Annotated in this window: 13 protein-coding genes and 1 pseudogene; 4 read left to right on the forward strand and 10 right to left on the reverse strand. The window is 74.2% G+C overall.

What is annotated here, in order from left to right; genetic code table 11:
- Positions 1-8: 8 nt before the first annotated feature.
- Positions 9-1616, reverse strand: coding sequence for an FAD-dependent monooxygenase (locus tag ACI79S_RS13860; RefSeq protein WP_456594022.1), 1608 nt, complete (start codon positions 1614-1616; stop codon positions 9-11).
- A gap of 28 nt (positions 1617-1644) precedes the next feature.
- A complete protein-coding gene (locus ACI79S_RS13865; RefSeq protein WP_456594023.1) occupies positions 1645-2607 on the reverse strand; it encodes an MBL fold metallo-hydrolase in 963 nt (320 codons plus the stop codon).
- Positions 2608-2816: 209 nt separating this feature from the next.
- Here ACI79S_RS13865 and ACI79S_RS13870 point away from each other — a divergent pair, with 209 nt between their 5' ends.
- The gene (locus ACI79S_RS13870) at positions 2817-3674 is read left to right on the forward strand and encodes a DUF817 domain-containing protein (protein ID WP_456594024.1); all 858 of its coding nucleotides are present in this window, start codon (positions 2817-2819) and stop codon (positions 3672-3674) included.
- Positions 3675-3801: 127 nt separating this feature from the next.
- Here the strand turns inward: ACI79S_RS13870 and ACI79S_RS13875 are convergent, their stop codons facing one another.
- Complete coding sequence (locus tag ACI79S_RS13875) at positions 3802-5223, reverse strand: serine hydrolase domain-containing protein (protein WP_456594025.1); 1422 nt, start codon at positions 5221-5223, stop codon at positions 3802-3804.
- A 249-nt stretch (positions 5224-5472) separates the two neighbouring features.
- Here ACI79S_RS13875 and ACI79S_RS13880 point away from each other — a divergent pair.
- Positions 5473-6015: pseudogene (locus ACI79S_RS13880) on the forward strand (SemiSWEET transporter); the annotation flags it as partial.
- 93 nt (positions 6016-6108) lie between these two features.
- On the opposite strand, the gene ACI79S_RS13885 reads toward ACI79S_RS13880, so the two are convergent.
- The gene (locus ACI79S_RS13885; RefSeq protein WP_456594026.1) at positions 6109-7284 is read right to left on the reverse strand and encodes a glycoside hydrolase family 26 protein; all 1176 of its coding nucleotides are present in this window, start codon (positions 7282-7284) and stop codon (positions 6109-6111) included.
- 86 nt (positions 7285-7370) lie between these two features.
- On the opposite strand from ACI79S_RS13885, the gene nagB reads away from it, so the two are divergent.
- Both nagB and ACI79S_RS13895 read left to right on the forward strand, forming a co-directional pair.
- The gene (nagB, locus tag ACI79S_RS13890) at positions 7371-8153 is read left to right on the forward strand and encodes a glucosamine-6-phosphate deaminase (RefSeq protein WP_456594027.1); all 783 of its coding nucleotides are present in this window, start codon (positions 7371-7373) and stop codon (positions 8151-8153) included.
- Positions 8154-8213: 60 nt separating this feature from the next.
- Positions 8214-8888: a response regulator gene (locus ACI79S_RS13895; RefSeq protein ID WP_456594028.1), complete on the forward strand. Its 675-nt coding sequence runs from the start codon at positions 8214-8216 to the stop codon at positions 8886-8888.
- A 10-nt stretch (positions 8889-8898) separates the two neighbouring features.
- On the opposite strand, the gene ACI79S_RS13900 is transcribed toward ACI79S_RS13895, so the two are convergent.
- From ACI79S_RS13900 to ACI79S_RS13925, 6 genes are all read right to left on the reverse strand, one after another.
- On the reverse strand, positions 8899-10653 hold the full coding sequence (locus ACI79S_RS13900; protein ID WP_456594029.1) for a GAF domain-containing protein: 1755 nt from the start codon (positions 10651-10653) through the stop codon (positions 8899-8901).
- A gap of 36 nt (positions 10654-10689) precedes the next feature.
- The gene (locus tag ACI79S_RS13905) at positions 10690-11040 is read right to left on the reverse strand and encodes a carboxymuconolactone decarboxylase family protein (protein WP_456594030.1); all 351 of its coding nucleotides are present in this window, start codon (positions 11038-11040) and stop codon (positions 10690-10692) included.
- Between the two features lie 79 nt (positions 11041-11119).
- Positions 11120-11875 carry a respiratory nitrate reductase subunit gamma gene (narI, locus tag ACI79S_RS13910; RefSeq protein ID WP_456594031.1) on the reverse strand — a complete coding sequence of 252 codons (756 nt, stop codon included), beginning with the start codon at positions 11873-11875 and terminating at the stop codon, positions 11120-11122.
- The gene (narJ, locus tag ACI79S_RS13915; protein WP_456594032.1) at positions 11872-12633 is read right to left on the reverse strand and encodes a nitrate reductase molybdenum cofactor assembly chaperone; all 762 of its coding nucleotides are present in this window, start codon (positions 12631-12633) and stop codon (positions 11872-11874) included. Before narJ ends, narI begins: the two co-directional genes overlap by 4 nt.
- Positions 12630-14273 carry a nitrate reductase subunit beta gene (gene narH, locus ACI79S_RS13920; protein WP_456594033.1) on the reverse strand — a complete coding sequence of 548 codons (1644 nt, stop codon included), beginning with the start codon at positions 14271-14273 and terminating at the stop codon, positions 12630-12632. The genes narJ and narH overlap by 4 nt, the downstream gene beginning before the upstream one ends.
- Complete coding sequence (locus tag ACI79S_RS13925; RefSeq protein ID WP_456594034.1) at positions 14273-17980, reverse strand: nitrate reductase subunit alpha; 3708 nt, start codon at positions 17978-17980, stop codon at positions 14273-14275. The genes narH and ACI79S_RS13925 overlap by 1 nt, the downstream gene beginning before the upstream one ends.
- Between the last annotated feature and the right edge of the window lie 83 nt (positions 17981-18063).

Genomic DNA, 18063 nt, shown 5'->3' on the forward strand with positions numbered 1-18063 from the left:
TTCGGGGATCAGGCGGGAATGGGAGCGGGGAGCGGGCGGGCCAGCAGCCGGGCCACCGCGGTGCCGAGGTGGGCCGGGTCCGTGAGCACGGCGGCGACGTGGGCATCCGGGCGCAGCACCCACACCTCGCCGGGGTGGGCGCCGAGCGCCTCGCGCAGGAGGCCGCCGGGGTCGAGGTCGGTCATGCGGTGGACCCTCACCGGCAGATCGCCGAGATCGGGCAGCACCGGTGCGTCGGCGTCGTCCCCGAGCAGGACGGTGACGCCTGCCCGTGCGAGCTGGCGCAGCCGGACCAGGTCGGGCCGGCCGGCCACGGTCACCGGGCAGTCGGGGACGAGCACCCCGGGCGCCGGGACGGGGACGTCGCCGCGCGCCGGGCGGCCGGGGAACGGGCGCGCCGGGTCGGGGGTGGTGAGGGGCGAGTCGACGTACCAGAAGGGCTCGGCCAGCCGGCCGGAGTCGACCTGCGCGCGGGCCGCGGGGTCACCGGCCGCCCGCTCGAGCACGTCGAGCCGGTGGCGGGCCTCGGCGTCGTCGCGGGGCACGAGGAAGCGCATCGTCGCCGTGGTGACGTCGATGTTCTCCACCGCCGCGGCGTGCCGCTCGTCGTGGTAGCTCTCCAGGAGCTCCTCCGGAGCCCAGCCACGGCGGACGAAGGCGATCTTCCAGGCGGCGTTCTCGGCGTCGAGGACCCCCGAGTTCAGCCCGCGCGCGCCGAAGGGGGAGACCAGGTGCGCCGCGTCGCCGGCGACCAGCACCCGCCCGACGCGCATGCGGTCGACCACCCGGGAGTGGAAGCGGTAGACCGACTTCCACACGATCTCGTAGGGCCGGTCCCCGATGACCTGGCGGATCCGCCGGTCGAGCCCGCCCGAGGCCTCCTCGGTGGCGAGGTCGAAGTCCGGTGGCACCTGCCAGTCGATGCGGAACGTCGAATCCGGGCAGGGGTGGATGAGGACCTGCCGGCCGGGGTTCCACTCGGGGTCGAAGTAGAACCGCCGCTCGGTCTCCCAGCCGGGCAGCTCGGTGCGGATGTCGCAGATGAGGAAGGAGTCCTCGAACGACTCCCCGGGGAAGGTCAGCCCGAGCATCGAGCGCAGGGCGTCGCCGCGCGGGCCGGGACAGGCCACGGCGTGCGAGCCGGTGACGAGCACCTCCCCGTCCTCGGTCCGGCAGGTCACCGTCACCCCGGTGCCGTCCTGGTGCAGGCCGGTCACCCGGTGGCCCCACCGGACGTCGATCAGCGGCGAGGCGGCGATGCGCTCGTCGAGCAGCGCCTCGGTCTCGCACTGCGAGACGTTGACGAACGGGGGGAAGGGGGATCGGCCACGGTCGGCGAAGGTGAAGGAGAACAGCTCGGCGTCGCGGTGGAAGGTCCGGGCGGTCGTCCAGGTCACCCCCCGGCGGGCGATCTCGGCGCCGACGCCGACGGCGTCCCACACGTCGAGCACGTCACGCTGCTGGCAGATCGCTTTGCTGCCGATCGGGTCGCGCTCGGGCCGCGCGTCGAGCACGACGACGCGCAGACCCCAGCGGGCGAGCAGGAGCGCGGCGGTCTGGCCGACCGGGCCGGCGCCCAGCACCAGCACCGGCGGTCCGGGGACGGGAGTGGTCATGGGGATCTCCTCGGGGAGCCGGGACCGGTCAGCCCTGGAGCTGGTCCCACACGGCGCGGTCGCGCTCGGCGGTCCAGATGACGGGGCGCTCGACACCGGAGAACTCGTCCCACAGCCGGGAGACGTCGAAGGGCAGGCAGTGCTCGAAGATCGGCCACCGGCCGTACTTCGGGGCCAGCGCCGCGTGGGTGGCCTCGAAGGCCTGCTTCAGGGTGCCGCCGGCTCGGTGAACGTCGCCCACGGTGCGCTGCATGGTGAGCAGGAAGTCGCGGGTCTGCTCCACGGCGGCGTCGACCTCGTCGCGACCGCGGGCGATCCGGCCACGGCCGCCGACCAGCTGCCGGGCCCCGAGGGCCTTGACCCGGTCCAGGGTGCCGGCGGCCCAGTCGAAGTGGAACGCGTCGCCCGTGTAGAGGGCTGCCTGCGACTCGACCAGGTCGCCGGCGAAGAGGATCTCCTGCTTGGGCAGCCAGGCGACGATGTCGCCCTCGGTGTGGCCGCGGCCGAGGAACTCCAGGACGAGCTCGCCGCGGTCGCCGCCCAGCTCGATGGTGAGCTTGTCGCGGAAGGTCATCGTGGGCCAGGTCAGGCCGGGGATGGACTCCGGCTCCTCGAACAGGCGCGGCATGCGGCCGTACTCGCTCTCCCAGTCCTGCTGGCCGCGCTCCTCGATCAGCCGCTTGGTCTGCTCGGAGCTGACGATCACCTCGGCGTCGAAGGCGCTGGCGCCCAGCACGCGCACCGCGTGGTAGTGGCTGAGCACCAGGTACCGGACCGGCTTGTCGGTGTGCTCGCGCAGCTTGGCCAGCCACCGCCGGGCGGCCACCGGTGTGGCCAGGGCCTCGAAGCAGACGAGGAAGTCCTCCCCTTCGATGGCGCCGAGGTTCGGATCGCCCTCGGCGGTCAACGCGTACACGCCGTCGGCGAGCACCTCGAGGGTCTGCTCCTTGACGCCTAGATCGGCGGAGGAGGCGAAGGGCTTGGCTGCCATGGGAGCTCCAGATCACTGGCGTTCGATAAACGAATGCACTGTTCTTCTACTGGCGGAGACGCTACGCGTGAGTGGCGTGCGACACAAGGCGCGCGGCCACCGGTGGGGACCTGCCGCGGCGACGCCCGTCGTGCTGACGTTGTGCCTGGCCCCCGCCGGGGCGGCGGTGCAGCGCCGGATCGCGGGCGTCGTTCACTAGCCTTCCGCGGGTGAGGCAGCTGCTGCGGTTCGGCTGGGTCCAGGCGCAGTGCTGCCTGTTCGCGGTGCTGTTCTTCCTCGGGCTGGGGCTGGTCCGGCTGGTGCCGCTGCCGATCGACCCCGCGGACGCGCTCCTGATCTGGTCGCTCGGCGTCACGCTGGTGCTCTGGCTCGTGCGCTGGGAGACCGGCCGCGAGGTCGCCGTCATCTTCGGGTTCCACCTCGTCGGCCTGGCGCTGGAGCTCTACAAGGTGCGCCAGGGGTCGTGGTCCTACCCCGACACCGGCGTGGCGACGATCGGCGGGGTGCCGCTCTACAGCGGCTTCATGTACGCCGCCGTCGGCAGCTACATCTGCCAGGCCTGGCGCCGGTTCGAGCTGCGGATCACCAACTACCGGGCCCGCACGACGGCGGCCGTGGCTGCCCTCGTCTACCTCAACTTCTTCACCTCGCACGCGATCTGGGACGTGCGGCTGCCGCTGGCCGCGGCCCTGCTCGCCGCCACGTGGCGCACGTGGGTGCACTTCACCGTCGGCCGGCGCCGCTACGCCATGCCGCTGGCGCTCTCGTTCGTCCTCATCGGCTTCTTCCTCTGGGTCGCCGAGAACGCGGCCACCCTCCTGCGGGCCTGGCAGTACCCGTCCCAGGAGTCGGTCTGGACCCTGGTCCACGCCGCCAAGCTGGGGTCGTGGTCGCTGCTGGTCGTGGTCAGCATCGTCCTGGTCGCGGCGGTCAAGGCCTACGAGGGGCGGCTGTACGGAACCGGCCGCGACCTCACCGTGCACCGCGCCTACGACGCCCCGCCCGAGCTGCTGCCCGGCCGGGCGGCGCCCCCCGCCGCGACCGTGGCGAGCGGCGCGGCTCCCTGACCGATCGCGTTCCGCCCGCGGGGCAGGCGCGCCGGCGGTCACCGGCACCTCGGCTGCGGCGCGCCTTCACCTGCCGCGTGACCGGGGACGGCCAGGGGGCCATGCCGACGTCCTGCGGGCTCAGCGCCTAGCGTCCCGACGGCCGGCCGGTCACGGCGGAGCGGCGGCGGCGGATCTCCTCGACCGGCCGGTTCGTCACCCCGCCGAGCCGCATCGACACCACCCGGCCGTCGGCGTCCCGCTCCAGCGGGACGAGCTCACCGGCGGCGCCGAACCCCGGCTGCGCGGCGACCCGCAGGGTGTCTGCGTCGACGATCTCCAGCTCCTCGACCCCCGGCAGGGGGTCGGCGTACGTCGGCCGGACGAGCACCAGCCGGCCCCCGAGCTCGGCGACGTCGACCACGCCCCAGAGGCCGGCGAACCGGCCGGTGAACGACGACGGCGGTGGGGTGCCGGGCGGCGGGGCGGGCACCTGTGCGCGCGGGCGCAGCGCCACGTCGACCAGCTTCACCAGGCCGGTCGCCAGCTCTTCGGCCGGTCCGTCGATCGCGTTCGTGAGCACGCTGACGACCAGCCCGTCGGTCGGGTCGACGAAGGTCACCGTGATCTGCCCGGGGAAGCCGCCGCTGTGCCCGACGAGGCGCCGCTCTCCCACGGGGGTCAGCACCATGCCGACCCCGTACCGGCCCACCTCCGCCCCGTAGGCGGTGACCACCGACTCCAGCCGCTGCATCAGCCGCTTCGAGTCGTCGGTCAGCAACCGCTCGTCGCCGAGCACGTGCGCCGCCCCGAAGAGGGAGAGGTCCTCGGCGGTCGAGTAGAACCCGGTCGCCGCCGCCAGGGCGCGGGTGCCGACGGGGCCGAGGGGGTCGCGGACGTCCTCACCGAGGACCAGCCCGGTGTGCCCGCTGACGTACTCGCCCGTCCGTGCCGCGTCGAGGTCGGCCCCGGTCCGGGTCAGGCCGAGCGGCTCGACGATCCGGGTGCGGACGGCGTCGGCGTAGGAGGTGCCGGTGACGGCCTCGATGGCCAGGCCCACCAGCGCATAGCCGATGTTGGAGTACTTGAAGTGCTCGTTGCGCCGGTGCACCGGACCGGCCCGCAACGCCGCCCCGATCACCCCCGCCCGGTCCGGGAAGGGGTGTTCCAGCTGCCAGAAGTCGGCGTCGGCGCCGTCGCGCGTGATCCCGGCCTGGTGCCCGAGCAGCTCACGGACGGTCGCCCGGGCCACCGGGGAGCCGGCCGCCGCCAGCTCGGGTACGTGCGCGCCGATCGGGTCGTCGAGCCGCAGCCGCCCGGCCTCGACCAGCTGCAGCACGAGGGTCGCGGTGAACGTCTTGGAGTGCGAGGCGATGCGGAACAGGTGCGCAGGGGTCAGCGGCGCGCCGGTGGAGACGTCGGCGACCCCGAGCGCCGCCGACAGCAGCAGCTCGCCGCCGTGGCGGACGGCCGCCTGCACCCCGGGCACCCGCCGGTGCCGCGCCTGGGCGTCCAGCCACGACCGCAGGTAACCGGCGGCGGCGCGGACGGTCTCGGTGGGCGTCGTCACGGCCGCCCAGCCTAGGGAGCCGGTGCCCGCCGCGCGGCGGGGAGGACGGCGACGGGGGCGACGAGGGTCACAGAGAGGAACCGGCCGGTCACGATCGGGTCACGAATGCATCACGCCGATGATGTCCCCGGCCACCTCCCCGCTCCCCGCCGATGCCGCTCACCGACGAGCGCGCCCGAGCCGGTTCCGCGCAGCTCCTCGCCGGTGGCCACCCCCTCGCACCGACTCCGAACGGATCCCCGCTCCACTATGTCCGCCGCTCTCGGCATCCTCGCGGCCACCCTCAGCATCGCCGTCGTCTGGCCCCAGGTCTGGCTCTCCTGCCGGCACCGCCGCACCCTCGGCCTCTCACCCACCAGCGCCTGGTTCGCCGTCGCGCTCAACCTCTGCTGGCTGTCCTTCGGTCTGCTCACCGGCGACCGCGTGCAGATCCTGTCCAACGCCGTCGTCGGCGCGGGCAACGCCGCCGTCCTCGCGGCGCTGCTGGTCACCCAGCCGCGGCTGCGGGCGGGGTGGGCGTTGGCGCGGACCGCCTCCGGCGCCGCCGTCCTCACCGCCCTCGCCGGTGGTGGACTCGCCGGCACGGTGCTGCTCGGCGCCGATCCGGCGGCGGCCACGGCGCTGCTCGGCGGGGCCGCCTCCGCGGTGGGCGCAGCGGCCGCCCTGCCGCAACCGCTCAGCCTCCTGCGCGACCGCACCCAGGACCTCTCCGGCCTCTCACCCGCGCGGTGGTGGCTCGGCTCCGGGGCGTGCGCCTCGTGGACCGGCTACGGCTGGTGCCTCGACCAGCCGATGGTCTGGCTCTCGGCCGGCGTCGGGCTGTGCGCCGCGCTCGTCGTCTGCGGGATGCTGCGCGCCCGGCGGGCGGTGCTGCCGGCCGCCGGGTCAGCCGCCGCAGCGGGGGACGTCGCCGGCGTCCAGGGCCCGGTCCGGGAGGTCGGCGCGGAAGGCGTCGCGGATCCGCGGCGAGCCGGTCGCCCGCCAGTCCACCCGGCCACCGACCTCCGGCTCGTCCTTGGCCCACTCGAACCAGTTCACCATCGCCAGCCGGGGCAGCTGCTCGGCCAGGTGCGGATCGAACAGCTGCTGCCACCAGGCCTGCTTCACGGCCAGCTCGTCGGCGCCGCCGCTGCCCGGGGCGAAGAAGGCCGCCGTCTCGGGCACGGCGACCGGCTTCCCGTACCGCTCGCCGTAGTCGGCGTGGAAGTCCGGTAGACCCCGGTCGTCGCCGCCCCGGCCGACGTAGCTGCCGGTCAGCTGGGCGAGGAACTTGCCCGGCTCGGGCACCTCGTTCTCGCCCCACGGGTGGGCGTCGCCCCAGTGGTAGAGCGACATCCCGACCCAGTCCACGGCGTCCTCGCCCGGCCAGTACGGGGCGTAGGGGTCGTCGGCCGCCGACAGCGCGCCGTCGCCGTCGGTGTCCAGCGCCGCGACGTCGTCGGGCGCGGCCGCGTGGGCGCCCCCGGTGAACGGGTAGCCGCCGCCGTAGTTGGGCGCCCACATGACCGCCGACCCCGGGGCCCCGGCGTGGACGGCGGCGGCGAGCCGCCGGAACGCGTCGACGTAGGCCGCCGGCTGCTGGCCCCAGGCGTACCAGGAGCCGTTCATCTCGTGGGCGAACCGGACCACGACGGGCACCCCGCGGCCGTTGTAGCCGGCCAGCCGCTCGGCCAGGTCCGCGGTCACGTCGTCGGTGACCGCGGCCAGGCCGTCGTGCGGCTCGAGCGTGAGCAGCAGCAGGCCGCCCCCGTCCCGCACCTGCTCGACGGCGGCGTCGAGGTTGCGCTCGTCGGCGGCGGAGAAGGGGAAGCCGGTGAACGAGACGGCGACGGCGGGGCGCGAGCCGAGGGCGGTGCCGTACTCGGCCAGCGTCGCGGCACCCCAGTCGAGGTTCACCCCCAGGTAGACCCCGTCGCCGGCGCCGGGACGGGTGACCTGCGCGGCCGGGCACCCGGCGTCGGCCGCGGGGTCGGTCCCACCGCCGTCGGTGCCGCAGGCCGTGGCGCCGAGCAGGGTGCCCAGCAGTGGGCCGAGCGTCAGGGCGAGCAGTCGTCGTCGCACTCCTGCTCCATCGGCTCCCGGGCGGCCGGCTGCAGCCGGCCGCCCGGCGGCTCACCCGGGAGGGCCAGTGCGTGGGACCCTGCCCCGTGGAGATCGTCATCCTCCCCGGCCCCGACGAGGTCGCCCGGGTCGCAGCTCAGCGGGTCGCCGACGTCGTGCGACGGCGCCCGGGCGCCGTCATCGGACTGGCGACCGGCTCGTCGCCGCTGGGGCTCTACGCGGAGCTCGCCCGGCGGGTGGCCGAGGGGGAGCTGGACCTGTCGGGCGTCAGCGGGTTCGCGCTGGACGAGTACGTCGGCATCCCGCCGGAGCACCCGGAGAGCTACGCGTCGGTCATCCGCCGGACGGTGACCGAGCCGCTGGGGCTGGCTCCCGGGCGCGTGCACGTCCCGGACGGACAGGCACCGGACCTGCACGCCGCCGCGGAGGCCTACGAACAGGCGATCGGCGCGGCCGGCGGCATCGACGTGCAGGTCCTCGGCATCGGGGCGAACGGCCACATCGGGTTCAACGAGCCGACGTCGTCGTTCGCGTCCCGGACCCGGGTCACCACGCTGGCGCCCCGCACGCGCGCGGACAACGCCCGGTTCTTCGGGACGCCGGACGAGGTGCCCGTGCACTGCCTGACGCAGGGGCTGGCGACCATCCTGGAGGCGCGACGCCTGCTCCTGGTGGCCCAGGGCGAGGCCAAGGCCGTCGCCGTGGCCGCAGCGGTGGAGGGCCCCCTGACCAGCATGTGCCCGGCCTCGGTGCTGCAACTGCACCCGCGGGCCACGGTCCTCGTCGACGAGGCGGCGGCCGGCCGGTTGCGCCTGGCCGACTACTACCGCTACATGCACGCCCACCGGCCGGCGGGCCCGGCACCCTAGGCTCTCGGGCGTAGGGGCCGGCCGCGCTGCGGCGGCCGGGCCGGCACGGGGAGGGGACGCATGGACGCCGAGGCGCAGGACCGCATCAGGGTCTTCCTGCTGGACGACCACGAGGTGGTCCGGCGCGGGGTCGCCGACGTCCTGGAGAGCGACCCGGGGATCACCGTCGTCGGGGAGGCCAAGAACGCCGCCGAGGCGCTGGCCCGGGTGCCGGCGCTGCGCCCGGACGTCGCCATCCTCGACGTCCGGCTGCCCGACGGCGACGGCGTGTCGGTGTGCCGGGAGCTGCGCTCGGCCATGCCGGAGCTCAAGGTCATCATGCTGACCAGCTACAGCGACGACGAGGCCCTCTTCGAGGCCATCATGGCCGGGGCGTCGGGCTACCTGCTCAAGCAGATCCTCGGCCAGGACCTGGTCAGCGGGGTGCGCACCGTCGCGGCCGGGGGCTCGCTGCTCGATCCCACCGCCACCACGGCCGTGCTCGAGCGCATGCGCCGGCCGGCCGAGCCGGAGGGCCCGCTGGCCAAGCTGAGCGAGCAGGAGCGCACGGTCCTGGAGCTCATCGGGGAGGGGCTGACCAACCGGCAGATCGGCGAGCGCATGTTCCTGGCCGAGAAGACGGTGAAGAACTACGTGTCCCACCTGCTCGCCAAGCTGGGGCTGCAGCGGCGCACGCAGGCGGCCGTCCTCGCCACCGAGCTGCGCGGCGGCGGGTCCGGAGCCGGCCGGGGCTGAGCCCGGGCGATCAGTGCAGGGGAGCCCACCAGCGCAGCCGGGTGCCGCCCTCGGGCAGCCGCTCCACGGTGCAGCCGCCGCTGCGGCGCTCGGCCCGCTCGGCGAGGTTGCGCAGCCCGCTGCGGGCGACCCGCGGGTCGATGCCGCGCCCGTCGTCGAGCACCTCGAGGACCACCTCGTCGGTGACGTCCAGGGTCACGGTCACGTGCTCGCCACCCGAGTGCCGCGCGGCGTTGCTCACCGCCTCGCGGGCCGCCGCGGTGACGTCGGCGGCGAGGTCCCCGGTCACCAGGCTGTCCACCGCACCGGCCGTCCGGACCGCCGTCCGCAGGTCGCCGGCGGTCTCGTCGACGACGTCCAGCAGCCGCCGGCGCATGCCCGCGGGCTGGTCCGCGGCCGGGGTCGTCTGCAGGTCGAAGATCGTCGTCCGGATGTCGCGCACGGTCTCGTCGAGCTGGCGCACCACGCCGTGGATCCGGCGGCGGGTCTCCTCGTCGGGCACCCGCGGCAGCACCGACTGCAGGGCCAGCCCGCTGGCGAAGACCCGCTGGATCACCTGGTCGTGCAGGTCCCGGGCGATGCGGTCGCGATCCTCGTAGACGTCGAGCTTCCGGGCGACCTCCCGGCGGGCGGCGACGTCCAGCGCCACCGCGGTCTGGTCGGCGAACGCCGCCGCCAGCGGGACGGTCCCGGACTCGAACGGCGCGGCGTCCACCCGGCGCGCGGCCACGAGGACGGCGTCGCCCACCTGCGGCAGCCGCAGCGGCACCACCAGGCACGGTCCCCACTCCGTGGGCTCGGCGCCCCCGGGGGACGCCGGCACCGTCCGGCCCGTCCCCATCGGCCCGTCCGGTGCACCCTGCGCGGCGAGGTCGACGGTGCCCGGCTCCCGGCAGCCCTCGAGCAGGGGCAGGACGTCCGCGGGGACGGCAGCCGCGGTGTCCACGACGCCGGCCAGCCCGGGCCCCGAGGCGGCCGCGACCAGGGGCCCGTCCGCGGAGAGGGTCAGCAGCCAGGCGTGCGCGCGGGTCAGCGCCGCGACCCGGGCGGTGACGAGCTCGAGCACCTCCTCGGTAGCGGAGCCGCTGAGCAGGGCGGCCCGGATGTCGGAGACCGCGCCCAGCCAGCGTCGGCGGGTCTCGCCCTCCTCGAACAGTCGCGCGTTGTCGATGGCGATCCCGGCCGCGCCGGCCAGGGCGGTGAGCACCGACTCGTCCTCGGCGGTGAACTCCCCGTGCCGCTTCTCGGCCATGTACAGGTTGCCGAACACCTCACCGCGCACGACGACGGGGACGCCGAGGAAGCTCTGCATCCGCGGGTGGTGGGGCGGGAAGCCGACCGAGGAGGGGTGCTGCCCCAGGTCGGTGACCCGCAGCGGGTGCGGCTCGGTGATCAGCTGGCCGAGCACGCCCTGCCCGCGCGGCAGCGACCCCATGCGGGCGGCGGCCTCCTCGCTGATCCCCGTGTGGATGAAGGCGGCCAGCCCCTGCCCTCCGGGCGCCAGCACGCCGAGCGCCCCGTAGCGGGCATCGACCAGCTCGGCGGCGGACTCGATGATCCGGCGCAGCGTCTGGTCCAGGTCGAGCCCCGTCGAGACGCTCAGGAAGGCGTCCAGCAGGTGCTGCACGCGGGCGTGGCTGCGCGCGACCGTGGCCAGCCGGTCCTGCACCTCGTCGAGCAGCTCGGTGAGCCGCATCCCGGAGAGGGGAGCCGACGACGTAGCGGGGGCGCCCGCCCCGCCGTCGTCGGGCTGTGCCGTGGTCATCGGCTCCAACGTAGCGGGCAGGCGGGAACGGGGGGGTCAGGGCTGCCCGGGGTCCGGCCCGTCGTCGTCGCCGCCCTCTGCGCTCAGCACCTCGTCGATCCAGCGCAGGGCGGCCACCGCGGTGGGGAAGCCGCAGGTGGTGATCGCGTGCAGCGCCACGGCCCGCAGCTCCTCGGGGGTCGCGCCGTGGGCCATCGCCTTGCGGACGTTGGAACGCACCGCGCCGTCGGCCTCGGCGCCGACCGCGAGGGCGAACGTCAGGAGCCGCTCGGTCTTCTCGTCGAACGGGCTCTGCTCCCGCACCGCACGGGCCAGCCGGCCCTGGGCCTCCGCCACGTCGGGGAAGCGCTCGGTGAAGTCCTGGTAGATGCGCGGCAGGTAGGTCACGGGTTCTCCTGGTCTCCGGCGACGACGGCTGACTCCCGACCCTAGTGAGAGCGGGAGGCAGCCGTCGTCGCGCCGGACGTCAGTGCACCGCCGGGCCGGTGCCCGCCAGCGCGGCGTCCCGGACCTCCTCCGGCCGCGGGGGTGCGGCGGGCACCGCCCGGCCGCGGCCCCGGTAGACGACGTAGGGCCGCCAGAGGTAGGCCATCGGGGCGGACCAGACGTGCACCAGGCGGGTGAAGGGCCACATCGCGAGGAACAGGAAGCCGCCGAGGGCGTGGAGCTGGTAGACCAGCGGCGCGCCGGCCATCAGCGAGGCGTCGGGGCTGCCCCAGAAGATGCCGCGGAACCAGACCGCGATGGTCTCCCGGTAGTCGTAGCCGCCGCCGAGCAGGTTCTCGCCGATGGTCGCGGTCATGCCGAGCACCACCATCGCGGCGAGCGCGACGTAGAGCGCCTTGTCCATGCGGGTCGTCACCCGCCGGACGCGCCCGTTGACGAGCCGGCGCGCGATCAGCAGCCCCAGCCCCACGACCAGCACCGTGCCGGTGAGCGCCCCGCCCCAGACCGCGACGGCGTGGTACAGGTGCTCGGGGATGCCGAGTGCGTGGGTGACCTCGGCCGGGATCAGCAGCCCGATGGCGTGCCCGGCGATGACCCCGAAGGCGCCGAGGTGGAACAGCGGCGAGCCCCACCGCAGGATGCGGCTCTCCAGCAGCTGGCTGGTGTGCGTGGTCCAGCCGAACTGGTCGTGCCGCCACCGCCACACGTGGCCGGCGACGAAGACGGCCAGGCAGAGGTAGGGGACGACCACCCAGAGCAGGACGTCGACGGTCATCGGTGGGCCTCCGGGTGGGAGCAGGGGGAGTGGGCCGTGGGCGCGGCCCCGTAGGGGGCCAGCCCGATGCCGGCGAGGTCGTCGTCGGTGTCCGGGTCGGCGGGGGACAGGCCGGCGGGGGTCAGGTCGCCGGGGCCGGCCAGTCCGACGGACTCGACCGGCGGGCCGTCGACGGCCAGGGCGGCGATCGCCGCCCGGTCGTCGTCGGTGATCGGGGGCAGCGCCCGGCACACCGCGTCGAGCAGGTGCCGGTACGGGCTGCCGGCGGCCTCCAGGGCCGCCCGCAGCAGCTCGATGCCCCGCCGGTGCTGGCGCAGCGGCGCCTCGCCGTCCCCGGGCCCCACCGCGGCGGCGAACTCGAGGACGACGGGCAGCAGGTCGGGCAGCTCGCCCTCCCGCAGCGTCAGCCCCTTGGCCCGGTAGCGCTGCTTGAGGGTCAGCAGGGCGATGCCGCGCTTCCGGGTGTCCCCGTGCAGGTAGTAGGTCAGGTAGAGCCCCGACTTCCGGCGCAGGTCGAAGGTCTGCACGTAGTGCTGGGCGATCGCGGTGCCCGGCGTCTCGTCGAACCAGGTGAGGAAGTGGTGCACCGCGTCGGCGACCTCGGGGGTCTCCAGCGCGGCCGCCGCGTCGGCCAGCTCGCCGCGAGCCGCGAGCAGCTCCGGGTCGGGGTAGGTGAGCAGCAGCGCGGCCAGCTCGAACAGCCGGGCCCGCTCCGGCGCCGGGACGTCGGTCTCCGGCCGGGTGACGGCGGCGGTCACGAGGGGGTCCCGGACGGCCGCACCGAGAGGTTGAGCCCGCGCCGGCCGTCGCTGCGCCGGGCGAACAGCCCCGGACGCCCCGGTCGCACCGTGTCGCCGTCCTTCACCAGGGAGAACCGCTCGACGGTGGCGCCCACCGGGTCACCGCCCATGCCGGGGCCGCCCTCGCAGTCCAGGCTGCAGCCGGTCTCCGTGGCCGCCGCGGCCTGGGCCTCCAGCGCCGCGGCGTCCTTGGAGTAGGCGGTGGGGATGACGTAGCGCTCGTCGTACTTGGCGACGGCGAGCAGCCGGTACATCGCCTCCACCTGCTCGGCGGTCATCCCGATGCCGTCGAGCAGCTCCTGGGCCACCGTCCCGTCGAGCGTGCGGGTGCGCATGTAGGCGCGCATCGCGGCGAGCTTCATCAGCACGCCCGCGGCGGCCTCGGCATCACCCGCCGTGAAGAGCTCGGCGAGGTACTCGACCGGGATCCGCAGGTCGCGGATGGTGTGGAAGACGTCGTCGGCGTCGGTGTCGTCGCGGCCGGCGGCGCCGACCGCGTCGAGCACCGGCGACAGCGGCGGGACGTACCAGACCATCGGCAGCGTCCGGTACTCCGGGTGCAGCGGCAGCGCGATGCGGTACTCGCTGATCAGCCGCCACACCGGCGAGAGCTTCGCCGCCTCCAGCCACTCCTCGGGCATGCCGGCCTCGCGGGCGAGGGCCTGCACGGCCGGGTCGTGCGGGTCGAGGAAGACGTTCCGCTGCGCCTCGAGCAGGTCGTGCTCGTCCTCGACGCTCGCCGCGGCCAGCACGGCGTCCTCGTCGTAGAACACGATGCCGAGGTAGCGCAGCCGGCCGACGCAGGTCTCCGAGCAGATGGTCGGCTGGCCGGCCTCGATGCGCGGGAAGCAGAAGGTGCACTTCTCGGCCTTGCCGGTGGCGTGGTTGACGTAGACCTTCTTGTACGGGCAGGCCGACACGCACATCCGCCAGCCGCGGCACTTGTCCTGGTCGACCAGGACGATGCCGTCCTCCTCGCGCTTGTACATCGCGCCCGAGGGGCAGGCGGAGACGCAGGCCGGGTTGAGGCAGTGCTCGCAGATGCGCGGCAGGTGGAACATGAAGGTCTTCTCGAACTCGAAGCGCACCCGCTCGGCGGCCTGCGGGTCCATGTTGGCGATGTTGGGGTCGCCCGCGGCGTGCTCGTGCGCCCCGCCGAGGCCGTCCTCCCAGTTGGCGCCCCACTCGATCGCCATGGGCTGCCCGGTGAGCATCGACCGCGGCTGCTTCACCGGGGTGTCGGTGAGCCCGGCCGGGGCGGCGACCAGCTGGTCCTTGTCGAACGTCGCCGGCTCGTAGTAGTCGTCGATCGAGGGGAGGTCGGGGTTGGCGAAGATGCCGGTGAGCCGCTTGATCCGGCCGCCCGAGCGCAGCGTCAGCCGCCCCTTGGCGTCGAGCACCCAGCCCCCCTTCCAGCGCTCCTGGTCCTCGTAGTGCTTCGGGTACCCGATGCCCGGCTTGGTCTCGACGTTGTTGAACCAGACGTACTCCGTGCCCTCGCGGTTGGTCCACGTCTGCTTGCACGTCACCGAGCACGTGTGGCACCCGATGCACTTGTCGAGGTTCATGACCATGGCGACCTGCGCGCGCATGCGCATCAGTACTGCACCTCCTGCGAGCGGCGACGGATCACGGTGATCTGGTCGCGCTGGCTGCCGATCGGGCCGTAGTAGTTGAAGGCGTAGGTCAGCTGCGCGTGCCCACCGGCGAGGTGGGTCGGCTTGACCAGCAGCCGGGTGAGCGAGTTGTGGTAGCCGCCGCGGCGGCCTTCCTTCTCCGTCTTCGGCACGTTCACCGTGCGCTCGGGGGAGTGGTACTGGTAGACGGTGCCCTCGGGCATCCGGTGGCTGACCACCGCGCGGGCGACGACGACGCCGTTGCGGTTCTGCGCCTCGATCCAGTCGTTGTCGGCGACGCCGATCTTCGCGGCGTCCTCGACGCTCATCCAGATCACCGGGCCGCCGCGCGACAGCGCGAGCATCAGCTCGTTGTCGTGGTACATCGAGTGGATCGACCACTTCGCGTGCGGGGTGAGGAAGCGGACGGTGAGCCCGCCGTCGACCAGCTCCCCGGGCTTGCCGAAGTGCCGGGCCATGTTCAGCGGCGGCCGGAACTCGGGCAGCTGCTCGCCGAGCTCGGCGACCCAGTCGTGCTCGACGAAGAAGTGCTGCCTGCCGGTGAGGGTGTGCCACGGCTTGGAGCGCTCGACGTTCAGGGTGAACGGCGAGTAGCGGCGGCCACCCTTCTCCGAACCCGACCACTCCGGGCTGGTGAGCACCGGCTGCGGGCCGCGCTGGGTGTCGGTGTAGCTGATCCGGTGCTGTTCGTGGCCCTCCACCAGGTCGGTGAACGGCTGGCCGGTGCGCTCCTCCAGCCGGGTGAAGCCCTCGGCGGCGACCCGGCCGTTCGTCGTCCCCGACAGGGCGAGGATCGCCTCGCACATCCGGTCGGCGGTGGCCACCGACGGGCGGCCGGCCAGCGGGCCGTCGGCGATGACGCCGTTCTGCGACTTCAGGTACTCCAGCTCGGGGGTGACGTCGACGGTGAGGCCCTTCGTCGTCGTCCCGAGGGTGTCCAGCAGCGGACCGACGGCGCGCATCTTGGCGCCGATGAGGGTGTAGTCGCGCTCGATCTCGACCAGCTTCGGCATGGTCGTGCCCGGCACCGGCGCGCACTCACCGCGCTTCCAGTCCCGCACCCGGCCGCCCGGCGTCGCGAGCTCGTCGGCGGTGTCGTGGAGCAGCGGGACGGCGAGGACGTCCCGGCGCGTGCCCAGGTGCGTGCCGGCCAGCTCGCTGAACCGGTCGGCGAGTGCCAGGAAGGCGTCGTAATCGGTGTGCGCGTCGCCGGCCGGAGCCACCGCGGGGCTGAACGCGTGCACGAACGGGTGCATGTCGGTGGTCGAGATGTCGTGCTTCTCGTACCAGGTGGCGGCGGGCAGGACGACGTCGGCGTGCAGGCCGGTGTTGGTCATCCGGAAGTCGATCGCCGTCAGCAGGTCGAGCTTGCCGACCGGCGCCTCGTCCCGCCACACCACGTCGCGCGGCCGCTCGCCGGGGCCGCACTCCTCGGCCGTGGCCAGCGAGTCCACGCCCAGCAGGTGGCGCATGAAGTACTCGTTGCCCTTGCCCGAGGACCCGAGCAGGTTGGCCCGCCACAGGGTGAGGCAGCGCGGGAAGTTCGCCGGGTCGTCGGGGTCGTCGGCGACGGCCCGCAGCCGGCCGGCGGTGAGCTCGGCGACGACGTGCTCCTGCACCGGGACGCCGGCGGCAGCCGCCTCGTCGGTGAGGTCCAGCGGGTTGCGGTCGAACGACGGATGGCCCGGGCTCCAGCCCATCCGCTGCGCGGCGGCGACGGTGTCGGCGAAGGACATCCCCGCCAGCCGGCCGGTGCCCAGCGGTGAGGCGAGCTCGTCGGCCGGCACCCGCTCGTAGCGCCACTGGTCGGTGTGCAGGTACCAGAACGGGGTGGCCGCCTGGTGCCGCATCGGGCGCTGCCAGTCGAAGGCGAAGGACATGTGCTGCTGGCCGGTGATGGGGCGGGCCTTCTCCTGGCCCACGTAGTGCGCCCAGCCGCCGCCGTTGACGCCCTGGCACCCGGTCAGGGTGACCAGCGTGATGATCGCGCGGTAGCTCATGTCCGAGTGGAACCACTGGTTGGTGCCGGCGCCCAGGGCGATCAGCGAGCGCCCCTTGCTCCGCTCGGCGTTGCGGGCGAACTCGCGGCCGATCTTCGCGGCCAGGGTGGCCGGCACACCGGTGATCTGCTCCTGCCAGGCGGGGGTGTTCGGCGAGGAGGCGTCGTCGTAGCCGGTCGGCCACACGCCGGGCAGGCCGTCGCGGGCCACGCCGTACTGGGCCATCACCAGGTCGAACACGGTGGTGACGAGGTGCTCGCCGATCCGGCGGACCGGCACGCCGCGGGTGATCGTGGTGCCGCCCTCGGTCTCGCCCTCGTCGAAGCGGGCCAGCGCGATCTCGACCGCCTCGTCGGTACGGCCGAGCAGCCCCAGCGCCGGCACGACACCCTGGAGGTCGAGGTTCCAGCGGCCGGCGCCGTCCTCGCTCCAGCGGTCGCCCAGCGTGCCGTTGGGGACCACGAGCCCGTCGGTCTCCGAGTCGACCAGCACGGTCCTGTGCTCGGCGTTCACGACGTCCCGGCCCAGGTCGGCGGCGGTGAGGAAGCGGTCGGCGGCGTAGCTGCCGTCGGCCGTCGTGCGCAGGGTGACCAGGAACGGGAGGTCGGTGTACTTCCGCACGTAGTCGGTGAAGTAGGGGACCTGCCGGTCGCGGAAGAACTCGGTGAGGACGACGTGGCCCATCGCCATGGCCAGCGCGCCGTCGGTGCCCGGGTGCGGGGCCAGCCAGTCGTCGGCGAACTTCACGTTGTCGGCGTAGTCGGGGCTGACCGCGACCACCTTGGTGCCCCGGTAGCGGGCCTCGGCGAGGAAGTGCGCGTCGGGGGTGCGGGTCACCGGGATGTTGGAGCCCCACATGACCAGGTAGGTCGAGTTCCACCAGTCGCCGGCCTCGGGCACGTCGGTCTGGTCGCCCCAGATCTGCGGGGAGGAGATCGGCAGGTCGGCGTACCAGTCGTAGAAGGACAGCAGCGTGCCGCCGATGAGGGCGTGGTACCGGGTGCCGGCCGCGAAGGACGCCATCGACATGGCCGGGATCGGGGAGAAGCCGACGACGCGGTCGGGGCCGTAGGTCTTCGTCGTGTGCACGTGGGCGGCGGCGACCATCGTGGTCACCTCGTCCCACTCCGACCGCACGAAGCCGCCGCGGCCGCGGGCGCTCTTGTACGCCCGCGCCTTCATCGGGTCGTCCACGACGTCGGCCCAGGCCAGCACCGGGTCGCCCAGGCGGGCCAGCGACTCGCGGTACATCTCCAGGAGCACGCCGCGCACGTAGGGGTGGCGCACCCGCGACGGCGAGTACTCGTACCAGGAGAACGACGCGCCGCGGGGGCAGCCGCGGGGCTCGTAGTCCGGGCTGTCCGGACCGGTGGTCGGGTAGTCGGTGGCCTGGTGCTCCCAGGTGATCAGCCCGTCCTTGACGAACACGTTCCAGGAGCAGGACCCGGTGCAGTTGACGCCGTGCGTGGAGCGGACGACGCGGTCGTAGCTCCACCGGTCGCGGTAGAAGGACTCCCAGGACGAGGTGTCGATCTGGTGCAGGGTGCGGCCGGAGTCACCGACGGTCTCGCGGGTGAGGAAGCGGCGGGCGGCCAGCAGGGGGCCGGTGCCGGGCACGGCGTCGGTGCGCGCGCCGCCGCCGGTGGCGGGGGTCTTGTCGGTGGGCACTGCGGTGCTCCTGGGAGTTCGTCGGGCACGTGGAGAGGCGTCCACCCCGCGGTCGGGGCGGGCGCCTCCGGTGTCGTGAACAG

The organism is Blastococcus sp. SYSU DS1024 (assembly GCF_054050795.1).

What these genes read in the sequence shown, in the direction of transcription:
- narH (WP_456594033.1), bottom strand. Translation starts at nt 14,273, where the DNA reads ATGCGCATGCGCGCGCAGGTCGCCATGGTCATGAACCTCGACAAGTGC.
- ACI79S_RS13860 (WP_456594022.1), bottom strand. Translation starts at nt 1,616, where the DNA reads ATGACCACTCCCGTCCCCGGACCGCCGGTGCTGGTGCTGGGCGCCGGC.
- ACI79S_RS13865 (WP_456594023.1), bottom strand. Translation starts at nt 2,607, where the DNA reads ATGGCAGCCAAGCCCTTCGCCTCCTCCGCCGATCTAGGCGTCAAGGAG.
- ACI79S_RS13895 (WP_456594028.1), top strand. Translation starts at nt 8,214, where the DNA reads ATGGACGCCGAGGCGCAGGACCGCATCAGGGTCTTCCTGCTGGACGAC.
- ACI79S_RS13900 (WP_456594029.1), bottom strand. Translation starts at nt 10,653, where the DNA reads ATGACCACGGCACAGCCCGACGACGGCGGGGCGGGCGCCCCCGCTACG.
- narI (WP_456594031.1), bottom strand. Translation starts at nt 11,875, where the DNA reads ATGACCGTCGACGTCCTGCTCTGGGTGGTCGTCCCCTACCTCTGCCTG.